We start from the raw sequence: 17,389 nt of genomic DNA, 5'->3' as shown, positions 1-17,389 counted from the left end.
GCAAGCGCCCTCAGCGTGCCAGCGCGAGGGCAACCCCCTGGCCACCGCCGATGCACAGCGTGGCCAGGCCCTTCTTGGCATCGCGCCTGATCATCTCGTGCAGCAGTGTCACCAGCACGCGGCAGCCTGACGCGCCAATCGGGTGGCCAAGGGCGATGGCACCACCATTGACGTTGAGCTTTTGCGGGTCCAGCCCCAGTTCCTTGCCGACCGACAGCGACTGTGCGGCAAATGCTTCGTTGGCTTCGATCAGATCCAGTTCGTCCAGCGACCAGCCAGCCTTGTCCAGGCAGCGCCGGGTTGCACTGACCGGGCCGATGCCCATGATGGCCGGGTCTACACCTGCGTTGGCGTACGCGGCGACGCGCGCCAGCACTGGCAGGCCCAACTGCTCGGCTTTGGCCGCGCTCATCAGCATCACGGCGGCGGCACCGTCGTTGAGCGAAGACGCATTACCGGCGGTGACGGTGCCGTCCTTCATGAACGCAGGTTTGAGTTTGCCGAGTGTTTCAGCCGTGGTGCCAGCGCGAGGCTGTTCGTCAGTGGCGAAGGACAACGGCTCGCCCTTGCGCTGAGGGATCAGGATCGGAGTGATTTCATCGACAAAGCGTCCGCCTTCAATGGCCGCAATCGCTTTTTGCTGAGACAGGGCAGCGAACTGATCCTGGGCTTCACGGCTGATGTCGTACTGCTGCGCGAGGTTCTCGGCGGTGATGCCCATGTGGTAATCATTGAATGCATCCCACAGACCATCAGTGATCATGGTGTCGACCATGCTGGTATGGCCCATGCGCAAACCGGTGCGTGCGCCCGGCAGCGCGTAGTTGGACAGGCTCATGTTTTCCTGGCCGCCAGCAATGATGATTTCGGCATCACCGCAGCGAATCGCCTGGGTCGCCAGGTGCAGTGCCTTGAGGCCCGAGCCGCAGACCTTGTTCAGGGTCATGGCCGGTACCGAGAAGGGCAGGCCCGCCTTGATGGCAGCCTGTCGCGCCGGGTTCTGGCCTGCGCCGGCGGTCAGCACCTGGCCCATGATGACTTCATCGACTTGCGCGCCGTCCACGCCGGTTTGCGCCAGCAGTTGGCGAATGACTGCAGCGCCAAGATCTACAGCAGCAACGGCAGCCAGAGAACCCTGGAAACTGCCGACGGCGGTACGGGTGGCGGCGACGATAACGACGTCCTGCATGGTGCTGATCCTCATTGTTATTGAGGGCTCATGTTGGCACAGATAGGCAGGCAGGTTCCAACCGTGAACCGCTCGGTCACGTTTTGCCGAAAACCTTTAGGTAACGTCCATGCGGCGTCTGGCACGTTGCGCTGATCCGTCCTGCACGGCCCAACGCAAAATGGGCGCGGTGTTGTTGACGCCCAGGCGGATTATCCGGCGCTGCACGGGGCCTTGGGTAATGTCGAGCATTTCGCTCGCCCAGTCCGGCAGCAAGTCGATACCGGCACGCATCATCAATACACCGAAAGGCTTGGCCAGCCAGTTGGGCGCGGGGGCATCAAGCAGTAGGCGCAGCACTTCGTGACTGCGTTCGTCACACACCAGTTGCCCGCGAATGTCTGCCAGATAATCAGCGATGGCCTGACGTGAGCGCGGAACATTACCTGCCCCGAGCCGTTCGGCAACCAGCGCTGTTTCAGCGTAGTACGCGTCCTGATCGGTGAGCGACATATCCGGGTTGAGGTAGCGCAGATGGGCTGCGAGAAAGCTGCTGACTTCGGCCACATGCACCCAGGTCAGCAAATCCGGATCGCTGGCGGCATACGGCCGGCCATCGGGCGCGGTGCCGACGATATTGAGGTGAATGTTGCGCACCTTGTCGATCAGCCAGTTGGCATCTTGAGTGGAGCCGTAGGTGGTGCCGGACAGAAACTGCCCTGTACGCCGCAGGCGGCCGAGCATGTCCTGACGAAAGTTGGAGTGGTCCCAGATACCCGCCAGTGCCAGTGGGTGTAGCGCCTGCAACATCAAGGCGCTGATGCCGCCGACCAGCATGCTGGTGAAATCGCCGTGTACCTTCCAGCACACTGCCTGAGGACCAAACAGACCGGGGTCGCCCTTGGGGTTCTCCAGATCCAGCTGGCCCAGGGCTAGGCCGGTAAGGCTGATGACCTGGGTTTCGATGCGGGTGCGGATGAATTCCATGTCGTGCTCGTGCATCGGGAGGGCTTGGATAAAGCTGACTGAGGCTCGTTCGAAGCGCGGAGCGCTCATCGCCTGGCTGACTATCGTGCCGACGCTCCGCGTCGGCATGCAGTTCTGGACGCTTTGCTTCCTCTTTATGACGCAGAGCGTCACGTACGGCATTCCCACGCGGATCGTGGGAACGATGGTCATAACCATGAGAGGGACAAATCAGCCGCGGTGACGGCCGCGGAAGTAGTTGATCAGCCCTTGGGTCGATGCATCGTCAGCCGGCTCTTCGGTGCCGCCGGTCAGACGCTGGTACACGGCCTTGCCCATCTCCTTGCCCAGTTCCACGCCCCATTGGTCAAAGGCATTGGTGCCCCAGATCACGCTCTGCACGAACACCTTGTGCTCATACATCGCCACCAGTGCGCCAAGACGACGAGGGCTGATGCGTTCGACCACCAGGGTGTTGCTCGGACGGTTACCGGGGATGACCTTTTGCGGTGCCAGTTTCTGCACCTCTTCCTCGCTCATGCCCTTCTCGCGCAGCTCGGCTTCGGCTTCAGCGCGGGTCTTGCCCATCATCAGAGCCTGACTTTGTGACAGGCAGTTCGCGTACAGCCACTGGTGATGGTCGGCAACCGGGTTGAAGCTGACGATCGGCACGATGAAGTCGGCCGGAATCATCTGTGTGCCTTGATGCAGCAACTGGTGATAAGCATGCTGACCGTTGGCACCCACGCCGCCCCAGATGACCGGGCCGGTGTCGGTGGAGGTTGGCGTACCGTCCTGACGGACGCTCTTGCCGTTGGACTCCATGTCCAGTTGTTGCAGGTGTTTGGTGATGTTACGCAGGTAGTGGTCGTACGGCAGGATCGCGTGGCTTTGCGCATTCCAGAAGTTGCCGTACCAGACACCCAGCAGCGCCAGCAGCACCGGCATGTTCTGTTCGAAAGGGGCGCTCTGGAAATGCTGGTCCATCGTATAGGCGCCGGACAGCAGTTCCTTGAAGTTGGACATGCCGATAGCCAGCGCGATAGGCAGGCCGATGGCCGACCACAGCGAATAGCGACCGCCAACCCAGTCCCACATCGGGAAGATGTTTTCTTCACGGATGCCGAAGGCTACGGCCGCCGCGTTGTTGCTGGAAACCGCGATGAAGTGGCGATGCAGTTCAACTTCGGAGCCGCCCTGCGCCAGGTACCATGAGCGTGCAGCCTGAGCGTTTTTCAGGGTTTCCAGCGTGTTGAAGGACTTCGACGAGACGATGAAGAGTGTGGTCTCGGCGCGAATTTTCATCGACAGTTCATGAAACTCGCTGCCATCGATGTTCGCCAGGTAATGGCAACGCACACCTTTGTGCGCGTAGGCCACCAGCGCTTCGGAGACCAGCTCCGGGCCGAGGAACGAGCCGCCGATGCCGATGTTCACCACGTCGGTGATCGGCTTTTCAGTGTAACCGCGCCACAGGCCGTCATGGATGCGGCCGACCAGTTCGGTCATCTGATTGAGTACGCGGTGTACGTCCGGCATCACATCGACACCGTTGACTTTCAACTTGTCGCCGACCGGCCGGCGCAGAGCGGTGTGCAGCGCCGGGCGACCTTCGGATGAGTTGACCAGCTCGCCATCGTATTGAGCCTTGATAGCGTCCTTGAGGTTCACTTCGCCCGCTAGGCTGACCAACAGATCACGAGTTTCGGTGGTGATCAGGTTTTTGGAGTAGTCGAGAAACAGGCCGGCGCTGCTGAGGGTGAATTGGCTGAAGCGCTGCGGATCAGAATTGAACGCTTCGCGCATGCTGAAATTCTGCATGGACTGGCGGTGTTTGCTCAACGCTTGCCAGGCGGGCAGAGCGGTCACATCGGAAGGATTGCGGTAGTACGCCATCGCTGCGGGTTTCCTTTAACTGGTTCTGTCTTTGGATATTCTTGGGGCGAGGTCGCAAGCTTTCTCACGGGCTATACATAGCAGACTACCCTTCGCGTACCCGTTTGTCTGCGCCTCGCCTTACATGACCCCGGTACTTTTTCGCACACAAGAAACCGGGGCTTGCGCTCAAATGCTGTCGGTTGTGGTTCAGGCAACCTGTACCGGTATGGCATTGCCGGTGCGGCTTAGTTCATTGCCCCGGCGCATCCCGTCAGCTTCTGGTCAGGTGCAGATTGTCGATCAGGCGGGTTTTACCCAGGAATGCGGCGGCGAGGATGACCAAGTCGCGATTTTCGGCAGTGGTCGGACGCAGGCTGGTGGCGTCACGTATTTCCAGATAATCGATACGAAAACCGGCTGCCTCCAGTTGCTGCTTCTTGCTTGTCAGCAGTGCGTCGAAATCCTGCTCGCCTGCGCTGATCGCGTCGGCGGTCTGGCGGATGGCCTGATACAGCGCGGGTGCCGCAGCGCGCTGAGCTTCATTCAGATAACCGTTACGCGAGGACAGCGCCAAACCGTCGTCGGCACGCACGGTAGGTTCTCCGATGATCTGGATCGGCATGTTCAGGTCACGGACCATGGCGCGAATCACCGCCAGCTGCTGGAAGTCTTTTTCGCCGAAAATCGCCAGGTCTGGCTGCACCATATTGAAGAGCTTGCTGACGACCGTAGCAACGCCCTCGAAATGGCCGGGACGGCTCGCACCGCACAGGCCTTGCGACAGGTGTGGCACGCTGACCAGCGTCTGATCGGCCATGCCGTGCGGGTACATTTCCTCGACGCTGGGGGTGAACAGCAGGTTGCACCCGGCCTGCAGGAGTTTTTCCTGATCGGCCGCCAGGGTGCGAGGGTAAGTGGCCAAGTCTTCGTTGGGGCCGAACTGCAGCGGATTGACGAAAATGGTGGCGACCACGAAGTCGGCACGTTGGGCCGCCTTGGCGACCAGTGCGGCGTGGCCGCTGTGCAGGTTGCCCATGGTCGGCGTCAACGCGATCCGTTTGCCTTCGCTGCGTGCCCGCGCAACGGCGGCACGCAGTTCCTGTACGGTCTTTACTGTGTTCATGCCGAGAATCCGTGTTCAGTTGCTGGAAAGCTGACGTCTTTGACCGCGGCCACGTAGGCCCGGATAGCTGACTGGATATCGGGCTGACCGGTCATGAAGTTTTTCACGAACTTGGGCACGCGCCCGGTGATGGACAGGCCCAGCATGTCGTGCAGCACCAGTACCTGGCCGTCGGTAGCGCTGCCTGCGCCAATACCGATGACCGGAATTTTCACCGCCTGGGTGATTTCTTCGGCGAGTTCACTCGGCACGCACTCCAGAAGGATCATCGCTGCGCCCGCCTGTTCCAGCGCGATCGCGTCGGCACGCATCTGCCGTGCCTGTGCTTCCAGTCGACCCTGAACCTTGTAGCCGCCCAGTACGTTGACTGCCTGCGGCGTCAGGCCCATGTGTGCGCACACCGGGATGCCGCGTTCTGCCAGCAAACGGATCGACTCGCCAAGCCATGCAGCGCCTTCGACCTTGATCATGTGCGCACCTGCCTGCATCAGCGTCGCGCTGTTGATGAAGGTTTGCTCCAGCGTGGCGTTGGCCATGAACGGCAGGTCAGCGAGAATCATCGCGCCCTGATTACCGCGTTTGACACAGGCAACGTGGTACGCGGTTTCGGCGGTCGTGACGGGCAGGGTGCTGTCGTGACCTTGCAGGACCATGCCCAGCGAGTCGCCTATCAGCAGCACTTCGACACCGGCCTGGCAGGCGGTGTGGGCGAAGGTTGCGTCGTAGCAGGTCAGCATGGTGATTTTCTCACCTTTCTGTTTCATGGCCAGCAGCGACGTAACGGTTATGTTCGGCATGTAAGTCCTCCATCAGGCGCTGTGAAGACGGGTGTTCAGCGCGTGAGAGTCATCCTGGAAAAGCAGGCACACCGTCGTGTCGCGGTGTTTTGCAAAGGCCTGTTTCGCGCCCGTTCGCCTGTGGTGCGGCGGCGGGAGGCCTATCTTCGTGAGGAGGGGGCGTGAAGTCAATTGAAGGTGTTACCTGTGCGTCGGACCGGTTACACATGTGCGGTGACAGACAGGCTTTATGCCTCGGCGGGCAGGCGTTCAAGGCCCGTAAACGGGCAGTCGTCAAGTAGACGATCGAGTTCGCGTCCGTCGGCCAGCGTCAGGCCTGGGGCCAGCTCTGCCAGCGGGTACAGCACGAATGCCCGCGCCTGCATGTGGTAATGCGGTACCTTGAGGCGCGGTTCATCGATCAGGCGATTGCCGAACAGCAGAATGTCTAGGTCCAGCGTGCGAGGCCCCCAGCGTTCGTGGCGTTCGCGGCCCTGATCCAGCTCGATGGCCTGTAGCGCGTCAAGCAGGGTCAGTGGTGCCAGAGCAGTGTCGAGTGCTGCGACGGCGTTGGTAAAGCGCGGCTGGCCGGGCAGCAGCGAGTCGCTGACGTAGAACGATGACACGCCAGTCAGTTCACAGCCGGATAACTGCGCCATTGCCTTGAGGGCACTGCGCAGTTGCTCGGCCGGGTCAGCAAGATTACTGCCCAGGCCGATGTAAACGCGTTCAGTGGTCAACAGCGGTTTATTCACCGCTTTGCGCCTCGCCGGTGGTGCGCTTGCGTTTGGCACCGCTGTTACGACGACGCTTGCGTGGCGCTGCGCCCGCAGCTTCGGGCTTGTTGCTCAGGTCACGAATCATGTCGCGGCGTTCGCTGTCGTTGCAGTCCTGATAATCGGTCCACCACTGGCCCAGACCATCGGTCTGCTCGCCCGCAGTTTCACGCAACAGCAGGAAGTCGTAACCCGCACGGAATCTTGAGTTGTCCAGCAACAGGTCTGCACGTTTGCCCGAACGGCGCGGCAGGCGCTCCTGCATATCCCAGATCTCGCGGATCGGCAGCGTGAAGCGCTTTGGAATCGCGATGCGCTGGCATTGCTCGATAATCAGTTCGTGAGCGGCCTCCTGCATAGCTGCAATCGGTGGCATGCCGCGCTCCTGGGCGCGCAGTACCTTGGCCGGCAGGGCAGGCCAGAGCAGCGCGGCAAACAGGAATGCCGGCGTGACCGGTTTGTTCTGCTTGATGCGCAGGTCGGTGTTGATCAGGGCATTGCTGATCAGTGTATGGGTGTAGGTCGGGTTGTATTCCAGCGCCTTGGAACTGGCCGGGAACAGCGGTTCGAACAGCTCCAGGTCCACCAGCATTTCAAAGGTGGGAGCAGCATGCCCGGAGAGGAACAGTTTGAGCACTTCTTCGAACAGGCGTGCCGACGGAATATCGCGCAGCATCGGTGCCAGCGAGCGAATCGGTTGGGCGCTGTGCTTTTCGATGCCGAAGTCCAGCTTGGCAGCAAAGCGCACCGCACGCAGCATGCGCACCGGGTCTTCCTTGTAGCGTTGCTCGGGGTCGCCGATCAGGCGGATCAGACGGTTACGAATGTCGTGTACGCCATTGGCGTAATCCAGAACACGCTCGCTGACCGGATCGTAATACAGCGCGTTGATCGTGAAGTCGCGACGCTGGGCGTCCTCTTCAAGCGTGCCGTACACGTTGTCACGCAGAATGCGCCCGCTTTCATTGCGCGAGGACTGGTTGCTGTCCTCTTCTTCGTCATCCTGGGGATGATTGGCGCGGAAGGTCGCCACTTCGATGATTTCACGACCGAAATGGATATGCACCAGCTTGAACCTGCGGCCAATGATTCGCGCGTTGCGGAATTCGGCACGCACTTGTTCTGGCGTGGCGCTGGTGGCGACGTCGAAATCCTTGGGCGTGATGTTGAGCATCATGTCGCGTACACAGCCACCGACCAGATAGGCCTGGTAGCCAGCGTTCTGCAGGCGCTCGACGATATTAACGGCATAACGGCTGAACTGGCTGCGTTGCAGCGAATGCTGGCTGCTATTGAGCACTTCAGGCGTGGTACGCGTATGTTGCTGCGGTTTGCGCAGTGGGGAACGAAATGACTGGAACAACTTCTTCAGCATGGGATGCACTGTTTGAAGGAATATTCGGCCAAAAACGTGGAATGACCGCATGATGGGTGGGGATTCTAGCATTTAGTCGGGGGATGGTGTAGGAAGCTGTCGCGGAAGGGCAAACGATGGCGCGTATTAACGCTGGGGAAGCTACTGGGGGAGCCGAAGCTCCCCCAAAGTGTGTGCTCTTTATTATTGTTTTCTGTATGGGCTTCTTGTTTTTGTTGAGTGCCCATTCACGAGACCTTCGTCTGTGAAACCTCCCAATCGGGAGTCAAGAGCAAACGGATTGCTTTGGTCGCTGCGTTGCAATGATCATCCGATCCAACCAGTTCAGGCTCTACCTAAGGGTAGTTTTTGTTGTTCTCGGCCTGGTTGCGGGGCAAGCCCCAAATACAACTCCTCTCCAAAAGAATCAGTTAGCTGCGCCTCCGCCGTGTTGTTCTTGTTATGCGTGAGTCGATTCGTGTTGTTTTTATTATGGGTGTCGTACTGCTTGTTGTTTTTCTTGTACTAAGCATATAGCAGAAGCTGTGCCAACTTTTGCGAAGCCCCGTAAACCGGGCGTTTGCGGGCGAAAGGCGGTTGTTGTTGGCATAAAAAAGCCGGGTCTGCGTTACCGTAAGACCCGGCTTTTGTTACGTGAAGTGTTTGCGGTAACAGTTTCTACCCGCTCTGCGCACCGCGTGCCAGAGCCTTTACCGCTTTTTACGTCTCGTTGGCGACGCCCTTGCGACGCGGAATGCCCAGACGTTGCCGACGTTCCCACAGACACTTGCGACTGACGCCCAGTTTGCGCGCCAGCTCGGTTTCAGTCATGTGGTCCTGATGCTCCAGAACGAAGTGCTGGAAATAGTCCTCAAGCGACAGGTCTTCGGCCGGCTCATTGCCCGTCGAGCCGGAAGACCCCGGCAGCGGTGCCATGCCCATGTACTCGTCGTCATCCAGACCGTCGAGCTCGATGTCGATGCCCAGCAGGTCTGCGGTGATTTCCGGGTTTTCGCACAGGATCACCGAGCGCTCCACCGCATTTTCCAGTTCGCGTACGTTGCCTGGCCAGCTGTAATGGCGAATGGCTTGTTCGGCGTCGGGGGAAAACTTCAGGTCGTCGCGACCGACCTTGGCGCTCTGACGTACCAGAAACGCACGGGCGATTTCCAGAATATCGCTGCCACGCTCGCGCAGCGCGGGGAGTTTCAGGGCGATGACGTGCAGGCGGTAGAACAGGTCTTCACGAAACTCGCCATTTTTGGCCAGTGTCTTGAGGTCGCGGTGGGTTGCGGCAATCAGGCGTACGTCGACCTTTTGCGATTGCACCGAGCCGACACGACGAATCTCGCCTTCCTGCAAAACGCGCAGCAGGCGTGCCTGGGCTTCCAGAGGCAGCTCGCCGATTTCATCGAGAAACAGCGTGCCTCCGTCAGCAGCTTCGACCAGACCAGCACGACCTGCACTGGCTCCGGTGAATGCGCCTTTCTCGTGACCGAACAATTCAGACTCGATCAGCGATTCAGGGATGGCCGCACAGTTGACCGAGATCATCGGCGCCTTGGCACGGCGTGACAGGTTGTGCAGGGCGCGGGCGACCAGTTCTTTGCCGGTGCCCGACTCGCCCTGAACCAGAACATTGGAATCGGTCGGGGCCACTTTGCGGATCTTGCTGTAGAGATCCAGCATGGGCGGGCAAGAACCGATGATGCCGATCTCGCCATTATTATTCTGTGCCGGGCCTTTTTCAGCGCCGTTAGCCTTGGCAAGGGCGTTACGCTCGTCCTGAAGCCCCTTGACCGTCTGGCGATCACGCAGAATTCGTGAGACCGCCTGCAGCATTTCATCGTGATCGAAGGGTTTGGCGATGTAATCCACAGCCCCCATCTTCATCGAATCGACCGCTGAGCGCAGGCTGGCGTAACTGGTCATGATCAGCACCGGTTTGCCTTCGCCGAGCTTGATCAGTTCGGTACCCGGCGCGCCTGGCAGGCGCAGGTCGCTGACGATCAGATCAAAAGACGAAATGCTGAAGCGCTCCTGAGCTTCCTGAACGGAGCCGGCTTCACTGACTTCATACTGATTGCGTTCAAGCAGGCGACGCAGGGCTGAGCGGATAATCGTTTCGTCTTCGACGATCAAAATATGCGGCATTGATTCAGTTCTCTCGACGGTCTCGGTTCACGGTGGACGTCGCGTCGACATGACGTGGCAAGGTCACCCGAATACGGGTTCCACGCTGCTGCTCGGGATCGGCCGGGCTGTCGATAGTGATTTGTCCATAATGCTCTTCAACGATGGAATAGACCAGCGCGAGGCCAAGTCCGGTTCCTTCGCCAGGCTCCTTGGTAGTGAAGAACGGCTCGAACAATCGGTCCATGATTGCCTTTGAAATCCCACTGCCTTCGTCTTCGACGATCAGGTCCACCGTGTGCTCGGATACTTCGCTTCTGACCCTGACCGCACTGCCTGCAGGGGACGCATCGCGGGCATTGGAGAGCAGGTTGATCAGCACTTGTGCCAAGCGCTGCGGGTCGCCGACAGCCCAATGTTCGGGGTTGCACAGGTTATAGAAGTGTACTTCGAAATTGCGCCGGTTCAGCGCCAGCAGACCAATAGCATCCTGAGCCACCACAGCCAGACAAACGGCCTCGTCGCTGTGCTGATGAGCCCCCGCGTGGGCAAAGCTCATCAATGACTGGACAATGCGCGACACACGTTTGGTCTGTTCAAGTATCTGACTGCTGATTTCTTTCAGTTCGCCGTCTTCTTCACGCTCTTCACGCAGGTTTTGCGCGAGACAGGCAATGCCGGTGATCGGGTTGCCGATCTCGTGCGCCACGCCTGCTGCCAGTCGACCAATGCTGGCCAGCCGCTCTGAGTGCACCAGCTTGTCTTCAAGCATCTGCGTGTCGGTCAGGTCCTCGACCAGCACCACCAGGCCACTGTTGCCAGGGGCGAGAGGCTCGTTGATGGCCGCCTTGTGCAGGTTTAGCCAGCGGGTCTGGCCGTCCAGACCGAGTTTCTGCTTGTGCAGGTGCTCATCGGGCAGGCTGGCAAAGCCGGTCAGCAGGCTTTTCCAGGGTTCGGCAATGGTTTCCAGTCGCGAACCGACCACGCGCTGGGCGACGATGCCGGTCAGCTCTTCCATCGCCCTGTTCCACATCAGGATCTCCTGATCTTCGGCCAGCGAGCACACACCCATCGGCAGTTCCTGCAGGGTCTGGCGGTGGTAGCGGCGCAGGGCGTCGAGTTCGGCAGCAAGGCCGGTCAGGCGCGAGTGGTAGTCCTCAAGACGGCTTTCAATAAAATGTATGTCTTCGGTGACATATTTTTCGCTGCCCGATTTGTACGGCAGGAAGGTTTCCACCATGTCCTGGGCGACACTTGGCCCCATCAACCCGGACAGGTTGGCCTCGATCCTGTCGCGCAGGCGGCGCAGGGCATAAGGACGGCGCTCGTCGAATGGCAGGTACAGATCGCGCAGCGCCTGTTCGACTTCCTTCTGTGCGGCTTTCGCGCCCAGCGGCTTGGCCAGTTGGGTGGCGAATTCCTGGGGTGACACGGCATGCAATTCACGGCGTTGCGGGCGGCGCACGTTATCGACCGCGCAGGCCTCGGCGGCTCCGACTTCTTCAGGGCTGGCATTGGTGAACAGGGATATCAGGGTGAACAACAACACGTTGGCCGCGAGGGACGCGATAGCTGCCATGTGCCAGCTGGTGTCGTCCAGCACGTAGATCATGTTCAGCCAGGGGATATAAAAGCCCTGCAGGTTGCCGATCAGCGGCAGCAGCATGCTGACTGCCCAGACCGCAATGCCGGCCAGCAGGCCTGCGATGAAGCCTCGCCGGTTGGCGGTCGGCCAGTAAAGCACCGACAGTACGCCCGGCAGGAATTGCAGCGTCGCAACGAAAGCGACGATGCCGAGATTGGCCAGATCCTGCTGGGCACCGAGCAGCAGGTAGAAGCCGTAACCCAAGGCAATGATCGCCACGATCAGCCCGCGTCGCGTCCACTTCAGCCAGCGGTAGATGTTGCCCTCGGCTGGCGGCTGATAAAGCGGCAGCACCAGATGGTTGAGGGCCATGCCGGACAGCGCCAGCGTAGTCACGATGATCAGCCCGCTGGCCGCCGACAGCCCGCCGATATAGGCGAGCAGGGCCAGCGACTTGCTGTTGGCCGCGATACCGATCCCGAGGGTGAAGTATTCCGGGCTGGTCGTGGCCCCGAGTTTGAGCCCGGCCCAGAGGATCAGTGGGACAGCGAGGCTGATCAACAGCAGAAACAGTGGCAGCCCCCAACTGGCGCTGACCAGCGAGCGCGGGTTGAGGTTTTCAGTGAAGGTCATGTGATACATGTGCGGCATGACAATCGCCGAGGCGAAGAACACCAGCAGCAGGGTGCGCCAGGGGCCTTCCTGCAACGGCGTGTGCAGCGAGGCGAGGGCGGTCTGGTTCTGCAACAGCCACAGTTCCAGCTGTTGCGGGCCGTCGAACACGCCATACAAGGCGTACAGCCCGACACCGCCCAGTGCGATCAGCTTGATCAGCGATTCAAAGGCGATGGCGAATACCAGCCCTTCGTGCTTCTCACGGGTTGCGATGTGCCGTGAGCCAAAGAAAATAGTGAACAGGGTGATCAGCGCGCAAAACGCTACGGCCACCCGATCCTGCACCGGTTCGCGGGTCAGAATGCCGATGGAGTCGGCCACTGCCTGAATCTGCAAGGCCAGCAACGGCAGTACGCCGATCAACATGAATACGGTGGTCAGCGCACCAGCCCAGGTGCTGCGAAAGCGGAAGGCGAACAAATCGGCCAGCGATGAAAGCTGGTAGGTGCGGGTGATTCTGAGGATCGGGTAGAGCAGCACTGGCGCAAGCAGGAATGCACCGGAAACCCCCAGGTAGCTGGACAGAAAACCGTAGCCATACTGATAGGCCAGGCCGACCGTGCCATAAAACGCCCAGGCGCTGGCGTACACGCCCAGTGACAGGGTGTAGGTCAACGGATGACGGATGATCCAGCGTGGAATAAGGCCGTGCTCGCTGACCCAGGCTACACCGAACAGCACCAGCAGGTAGGCGGCGCTGACCATCAGCATCTGCGTCAGACTAAAGCTCATCGGCATCTCGCTGGCTCTGCAGAATGAAAGTCACCACGATCAGGATCAGCCACAGCATGTAGGGGCGATACCAGGCACCGGTCGCATCGATCCACCAGTCCATGATGGCTGGAGAGAACAGATAGATGCCTACCACCAGAAGCAAAACCAACCGGTATATGTACATCTGGTCTCCCTGTGCTGGTAGATGAGGAGCGGCATGTTAACGGATGCCGGATAACCTGAAAGCATACTTGCGTCGCAGTTTGCGGCGACCGCTCTGGATCAGTCTATCCGGGCTTCTTCAATATTGCGCAGTCTGGGGATCAGGTCGGCGTTCCAGTGGCGGATTCCCCAGGCAAGCACTTCCTGCGCGGTGCCATCGGTCATGTGCGTATCGAGTGGTTGCCCCAGTGCCCGCAATGCCCGAATCAGCAGAGGGGTGGCCTGTTCGGCCGGCAACGGTGGCGAGCGATAGGATTTGCCGAGCTTGTGGCCATCCGGCTGGGTGATCAGCGGCACATGCAGGTAGCGTGGCTGGGGCAAGCCCAGCAGTTCCTGCAAGTACAACTGGCGGGGCGTCGAGTCCAGCAGGTCGGCACCGCGCACGATATCGGTCACGCCTTGCCAGGCGTCATCGATTATCACGGCGAGCTGATAGGCATACAGGCCGTCGCGCCTGCGGATCACGAAGTCACCGCTTTCGCGTCCCAGGTGCATTTTGAATGTGCCCTGCACACGGTCTTCGAAGCGATATTCAAGCTCCGGGACCCGGATGCGGATTGCGGCATTCTCGGGCGCATGTCCCGCATTGCGGCAAAAACCGGGATACACGCCTTCAAACGGCTCGAGCTGTTTGCGCGAGCAGGTGCAGGCATAGGCCAGGCCATGATTGAACCAGCGCTGGAGTATTTCGGCGTAGGCATCATGGCGCTCGCTCTGCCGAGCCATCTCGCCATCCCATTCAAAGCCGTAGCGCTCAAGGGTTTCAAGAATCGCGGCTTGCGCGCCGGCCACCTCGCGCGGCGGGTCCAGGTCTTCCATGCGTAACAGCCACTGGCCGCCGACTGCGCGAGCGTCCAGATAGGACGCCAGCGCTGCGACCAACGAGCCAAAATGCAGATAACCACTGGGAGTCGGCGCAAAGCGCCCGATATAGGCCGGTTTTTTCATGGGCGGGATGTTACGGGTGGCTAGCTTGAGTGAGCAAGCGAAACGCGGTTGGTCTTCACGCGGACTCTCGTGACGATGTTCACTCTGCGCCGCGTTGCTCGTCCAAGACCGGACGCAGAGCGTCCAGAACGGCATGCGACGCGGAGCGTCGCACGATAGTTGAGATTATCGTTCCTCACGCTCCAGCGTAGGAATGCCGTGCGTGAAGCTCGGCGTCACAGATCTTTGCCGCACCGCACATTCAAGATCGGACGCAAATCCGGAACGACGAACCGAAGTGAAGCGTCGGCACGATAGTCAACGCGCGTATTGGCACGAGGGGCGTGATTCCAACAGGCACAAAAAAAGACGCCGAAGCGTCTTTTTCAGTCAAAGGCGGCCCCAGGTCACTTACCGACCTGTTTTTCCTTGATTTCAGCAAGTGTCTTGCAGTCGACGCACTGGTCGGCAGTCGGGCGCGCTTCAAGACGGCGAATGCCGATCTCTACGCCGCACGATTCACACCAGCCGTATTCTTCGTCCTTGATCAGTTGCAGCGTCTTGTCGATCTTCTTGATCAGCTTGCGTTCGCGGTCACGGGCACGAAGTTCGAGGCTGAACTCTTCTTCCTGACTGGCACGGTCGGCCGGGTCGGGAAAGTTGGCTGCTTCGTCCTTCATATGGTCTACCGTTCGGTCGACCTCTTGCATCAAGTCCTGCTTCCACTTGTTCAGGATCTTGGTGAAGTGCGCGCGCATGGGCTCGCTCATGTACTCCTCACCCTTTGTTTCCGGGTAGGGTGCAAAGCCGCCGATTAGATGGCTGTGTTGCTTTTCTGGGGTGGGCATGTCTGGACCGCCTCTCACTCTTCTAATCTATTGCGCAGGATTGTTCCATCACCGACACCCGTCGGCCCTGCAGCTGCAAGCGGGCGAACTTACCAGATCAAATCGGAGTGCGCTACTCCCGGTTGTCGAGCATGACGACGCCGTCCGCTTATAGAGATGGCTATTTCACATCTGCCCTTCACTTAAATGAACTCTAGTCGATGCGTACCGTCGTAGCTTTCTTTTATTCAGCATTCGACGGCTGGGTTTTTCAGCCCGTTAAAGCACCGTAGTGCGGTCGGTTCGGTAGAATCATGCCGCGTCGTCATGACAATCATGTTTTTAATACCCGCACCCATAAAGGAATATCCATGCCCCAGCCTTACAGTGCACGTAGTCGCGCCATCGAACCTTTTCATGTCATGGCGCTGCTGGCGCGTGCCAATGAACTGCAGGCAGCGGGTCATGACGTTATTCACCTTGAAATCGGCGAGCCCGATTTTACGACTGCGCAGCCCATCATCAAGGCTGGCCAGGCGGCGCTGGCAGACGGCAAGACTCGCTACACCGCCGCTCGTGGTCTTCCGCAACTGCGCGAAGCCATTTCCGGATTCTACGCCCGACGCTACGGCGTTGATATTGATCCCCAGCGCATTCTGGTCACTCCGGGCGGTTCGGGCGCGTTGTTGCTTGCCAGCAGCCTGTTGGTCGATCCGGGCAAGCATTGGTTGCTGGCCGACCCTGGCTACCCTTGCAATCGACACTTCCTGCGTTTGATCGAGGGCGAGGCGCAACTGGTGCCGGTCGGTCCGCAAGAACGCTATCAACTGAATCCCGAACTGGTGGCGGCTCACTGGAACCAGAACAGTGTCGGCGCACTGGTGGCATCGCCTGCCAATCCTACCGGCACGCTGCTGAATCGCGACGAACTGGCAGCCTTGTCACAAGCGCTGAAAGCTCGCAACGGCCACCTGGTGGTGGACGAGATCTACCATGGCCTGACCTACGGCGTGGAGGCCAGCAGTGTGCTGGAGGTGGATAACGAAGCGTTTGTTCTTAATAGTTTTTCAAAGTATTTCGGCATGACGGGCTGGCGCCTCGGCTGGCTGGTTGCACCACAAGACGCCGTGGCCGATCTGGAAAAACTGGCGCAGAACCTTTACATCAGCGCGCCAAGCATGGCGCAACATGCCGCGCTTGCCTGCTTTGAGCCTCAGACACTTGAAATATTCGAGCAGCGGCGCGCCGAGTTCGGCCGTCGCCGGGACTTCCTGTTGCCTGCGCTGCGCGAACTGGGTTTCGGTATTGCCGTCGAGCCGGAAGGGGCATTCTATTTGTACGCCGACATCTCGGCGTTTGGCGGCGATGCCTTCGCGTTCTGCCGGCATTTTCTGGAAACCGAGCATGTCGCTTTTACGCCAGGCCTGGACTTTGGTCGCCATCAGGCTGGGCATCATGTGCGCTTTGCCTATACACAGAGCCTGCCGCGCCTTCAGCAGGCAGTCGAGCGAATTGCTCGCGGTTTGCGTAGCTGGGGTGCCTGATGCGCTTTGCTCCGCAGCTTGAACAGGGTCGTCTGCTGACCCGTTACAAACGCTTTCTGGCTGATATCGAAACCGACAGCGGCGAGCTGTTGACCATTCACTGCCCCAACACCGGTTCGATGCTCAACTGCATGATGCCCGGTGGGCGTGTGTGGTTCAGCCGTTCAAGTGACCCGAAGCGCAAGCTGCCGGGCACTTGGGAAATCAGCGAGACGCCGCAGGGCAGGCTGGCCTGTATCAACACCGGGCGAGCCAATACGCTGGTTGAAGAGGCCTTGCGCGCCGGGGTTATCAGCGAACTCGAGGGGTTTACGACGCTCAAGCGCGAGGTGGCCTACGGGCAGGAAAAGAGTCGTGTGGACTTTCGCCTTGAATACCCTGATGGCTATCTGTATCTGGAAGTGAAAAGTGTCACGTTGGGTTTCGATGATTCCAGTGTCGCTGCGTTTCCCGACGCGGTTACCCAGCGTGGTGCGCGGCACTTGCGTGAACTGGCCACGCTGGCGCGCGGGGGCGTGCGGGCCGTGTTGTTGTATTGCGTCAACCTCACCGGTATCGACGCCGTGCGACCCGCAAAGGAGATCGATCCGGTTTACGCGGCTGCGTTGCGCGAAGCCATTGACGCTGGTGTGCAAATTCTTGCCTACGGTGTGGACCTGACGCCAGACGAAATTGTTATTGACCGACGACTGCAGGTGCACTGGCTGGATTGAAGCGTTCT

Annotated in this window: 14 protein-coding genes; 2 read left to right on the top strand and 12 right to left on the bottom strand. The window is 59.7% G+C overall.

Going from position 1 to position 17,389, the window contains the following annotated elements; translation table 11 throughout:
- Window positions 1-10 precede the first annotated feature (10 nt).
- The 12 genes from AC4ANE_RS23725 to dksA form a co-directional block, all read right to left on the bottom strand.
- Window positions 11-1,189: an acetyl-CoA C-acetyltransferase gene (locus AC4ANE_RS23725; protein ID WP_002552051.1), complete on the bottom strand. Its 1,179-nt coding sequence runs from the start codon at window positions 1,187-1,189 to the stop codon at window positions 11-13.
- Window positions 1,190-1,285: 96 nt separating this feature from the next.
- Window positions 1,286-2,155, bottom strand: coding sequence for an oxygenase MpaB family protein (locus AC4ANE_RS23720; protein WP_002552052.1), 870 nt, complete (start codon window positions 2,153-2,155; stop codon window positions 1,286-1,288).
- A gap of 210 nt (window positions 2,156-2,365) precedes the next feature.
- Window positions 2,366-4,030 (bottom strand): glucose-6-phosphate isomerase, encoded by a 1,665-nt coding sequence (gene pgi / locus AC4ANE_RS23715; RefSeq protein ID WP_002552053.1) that lies wholly within the window; start codon window positions 4,028-4,030, stop codon window positions 2,366-2,368.
- A 253-nt stretch (window positions 4,031-4,283) separates the two neighbouring features.
- Window positions 4,284-5,135 (bottom strand): pantoate--beta-alanine ligase, encoded by an 852-nt coding sequence (gene panC, locus AC4ANE_RS23710; protein ID WP_031596380.1) that lies wholly within the window; start codon window positions 5,133-5,135, stop codon window positions 4,284-4,286.
- Window positions 5,132-5,932: a 3-methyl-2-oxobutanoate hydroxymethyltransferase gene (panB, locus tag AC4ANE_RS23705; protein WP_002552055.1), complete on the bottom strand. Its 801-nt coding sequence runs from the start codon at window positions 5,930-5,932 to the stop codon at window positions 5,132-5,134. The genes panC and panB overlap by 4 nt, the downstream gene beginning before the upstream one ends.
- A 227-nt stretch (window positions 5,933-6,159) precedes the next feature.
- On the bottom strand, window positions 6,160-6,666 hold the full coding sequence (gene folK, locus AC4ANE_RS23700) for a 2-amino-4-hydroxy-6-hydroxymethyldihydropteridine diphosphokinase (protein ID WP_002552056.1): 507 nt from the start codon (window positions 6,664-6,666) through the stop codon (window positions 6,160-6,162).
- The gene (locus AC4ANE_RS23695) at window positions 6,659-8,062 is read right to left on the bottom strand and encodes a polynucleotide adenylyltransferase PcnB (protein WP_002552057.1); all 1,404 of its coding nucleotides are present in this window, start codon (window positions 8,060-8,062) and stop codon (window positions 6,659-6,661) included. Before AC4ANE_RS23695 ends, folK begins: the two co-directional genes overlap by 8 nt.
- A gap of 699 nt (window positions 8,063-8,761) precedes the next feature.
- The gene (locus AC4ANE_RS23690) at window positions 8,762-10,195 is read right to left on the bottom strand and encodes a sigma-54-dependent transcriptional regulator (RefSeq protein WP_002552058.1); all 1,434 of its coding nucleotides are present in this window, start codon (window positions 10,193-10,195) and stop codon (window positions 8,762-8,764) included.
- Window positions 10,196-10,199: 4 nt separating this feature from the next.
- Window positions 10,200-13,172, bottom strand: a complete 2,973-nt coding sequence (locus tag AC4ANE_RS23685) for a sensor histidine kinase (RefSeq protein ID WP_002552059.1) — start codon at window positions 13,170-13,172, stop codon at window positions 10,200-10,202.
- Window positions 13,156-13,332 carry a hypothetical protein gene (locus tag AC4ANE_RS23680; RefSeq protein ID WP_002552060.1) on the bottom strand — a complete coding sequence of 59 codons (177 nt, stop codon included), beginning with the start codon at window positions 13,330-13,332 and terminating at the stop codon, window positions 13,156-13,158. Before AC4ANE_RS23680 ends, AC4ANE_RS23685 begins: the two co-directional genes overlap by 17 nt.
- A gap of 98 nt (window positions 13,333-13,430) precedes the next feature.
- Window positions 13,431-14,318, bottom strand: coding sequence for a tRNA glutamyl-Q(34) synthetase GluQRS (gene gluQRS / locus AC4ANE_RS23675; protein WP_002552061.1), 888 nt, complete (start codon window positions 14,316-14,318; stop codon window positions 13,431-13,433).
- Between the two features lie 386 nt (window positions 14,319-14,704).
- A complete protein-coding gene (gene dksA / locus AC4ANE_RS23670; RefSeq protein WP_002552063.1) occupies window positions 14,705-15,145 on the bottom strand; it encodes an RNA polymerase-binding protein DksA in 441 nt (146 codons plus the stop codon).
- 350 nt (window positions 15,146-15,495) lie between these two features.
- Between dksA and AC4ANE_RS23665 the strand changes: the two genes are divergently transcribed.
- Together AC4ANE_RS23665 and sfsA are read left to right on the top strand one after the other, a co-directional pair.
- Window positions 15,496-16,668 (top strand): pyridoxal phosphate-dependent aminotransferase, encoded by a 1,173-nt coding sequence (locus AC4ANE_RS23665; RefSeq protein ID WP_002552064.1) that lies wholly within the window; start codon window positions 15,496-15,498, stop codon window positions 16,666-16,668.
- The gene (sfsA, locus tag AC4ANE_RS23660; RefSeq protein WP_002552065.1) at window positions 16,668-17,381 is read left to right on the top strand and encodes a DNA/RNA nuclease SfsA; all 714 of its coding nucleotides are present in this window, start codon (window positions 16,668-16,670) and stop codon (window positions 17,379-17,381) included. The genes AC4ANE_RS23665 and sfsA overlap by 1 nt, the downstream gene beginning before the upstream one ends.
- Window positions 17,382-17,389 lie beyond the last annotated feature (8 nt).

The organism is Pseudomonas sp. Pme6b, from assembly GCF_058129925.1.
The sequence above is the reverse complement of the archived record's forward strand: the minus strand, read 5'-3'. Positions and strand labels throughout refer to the sequence as shown.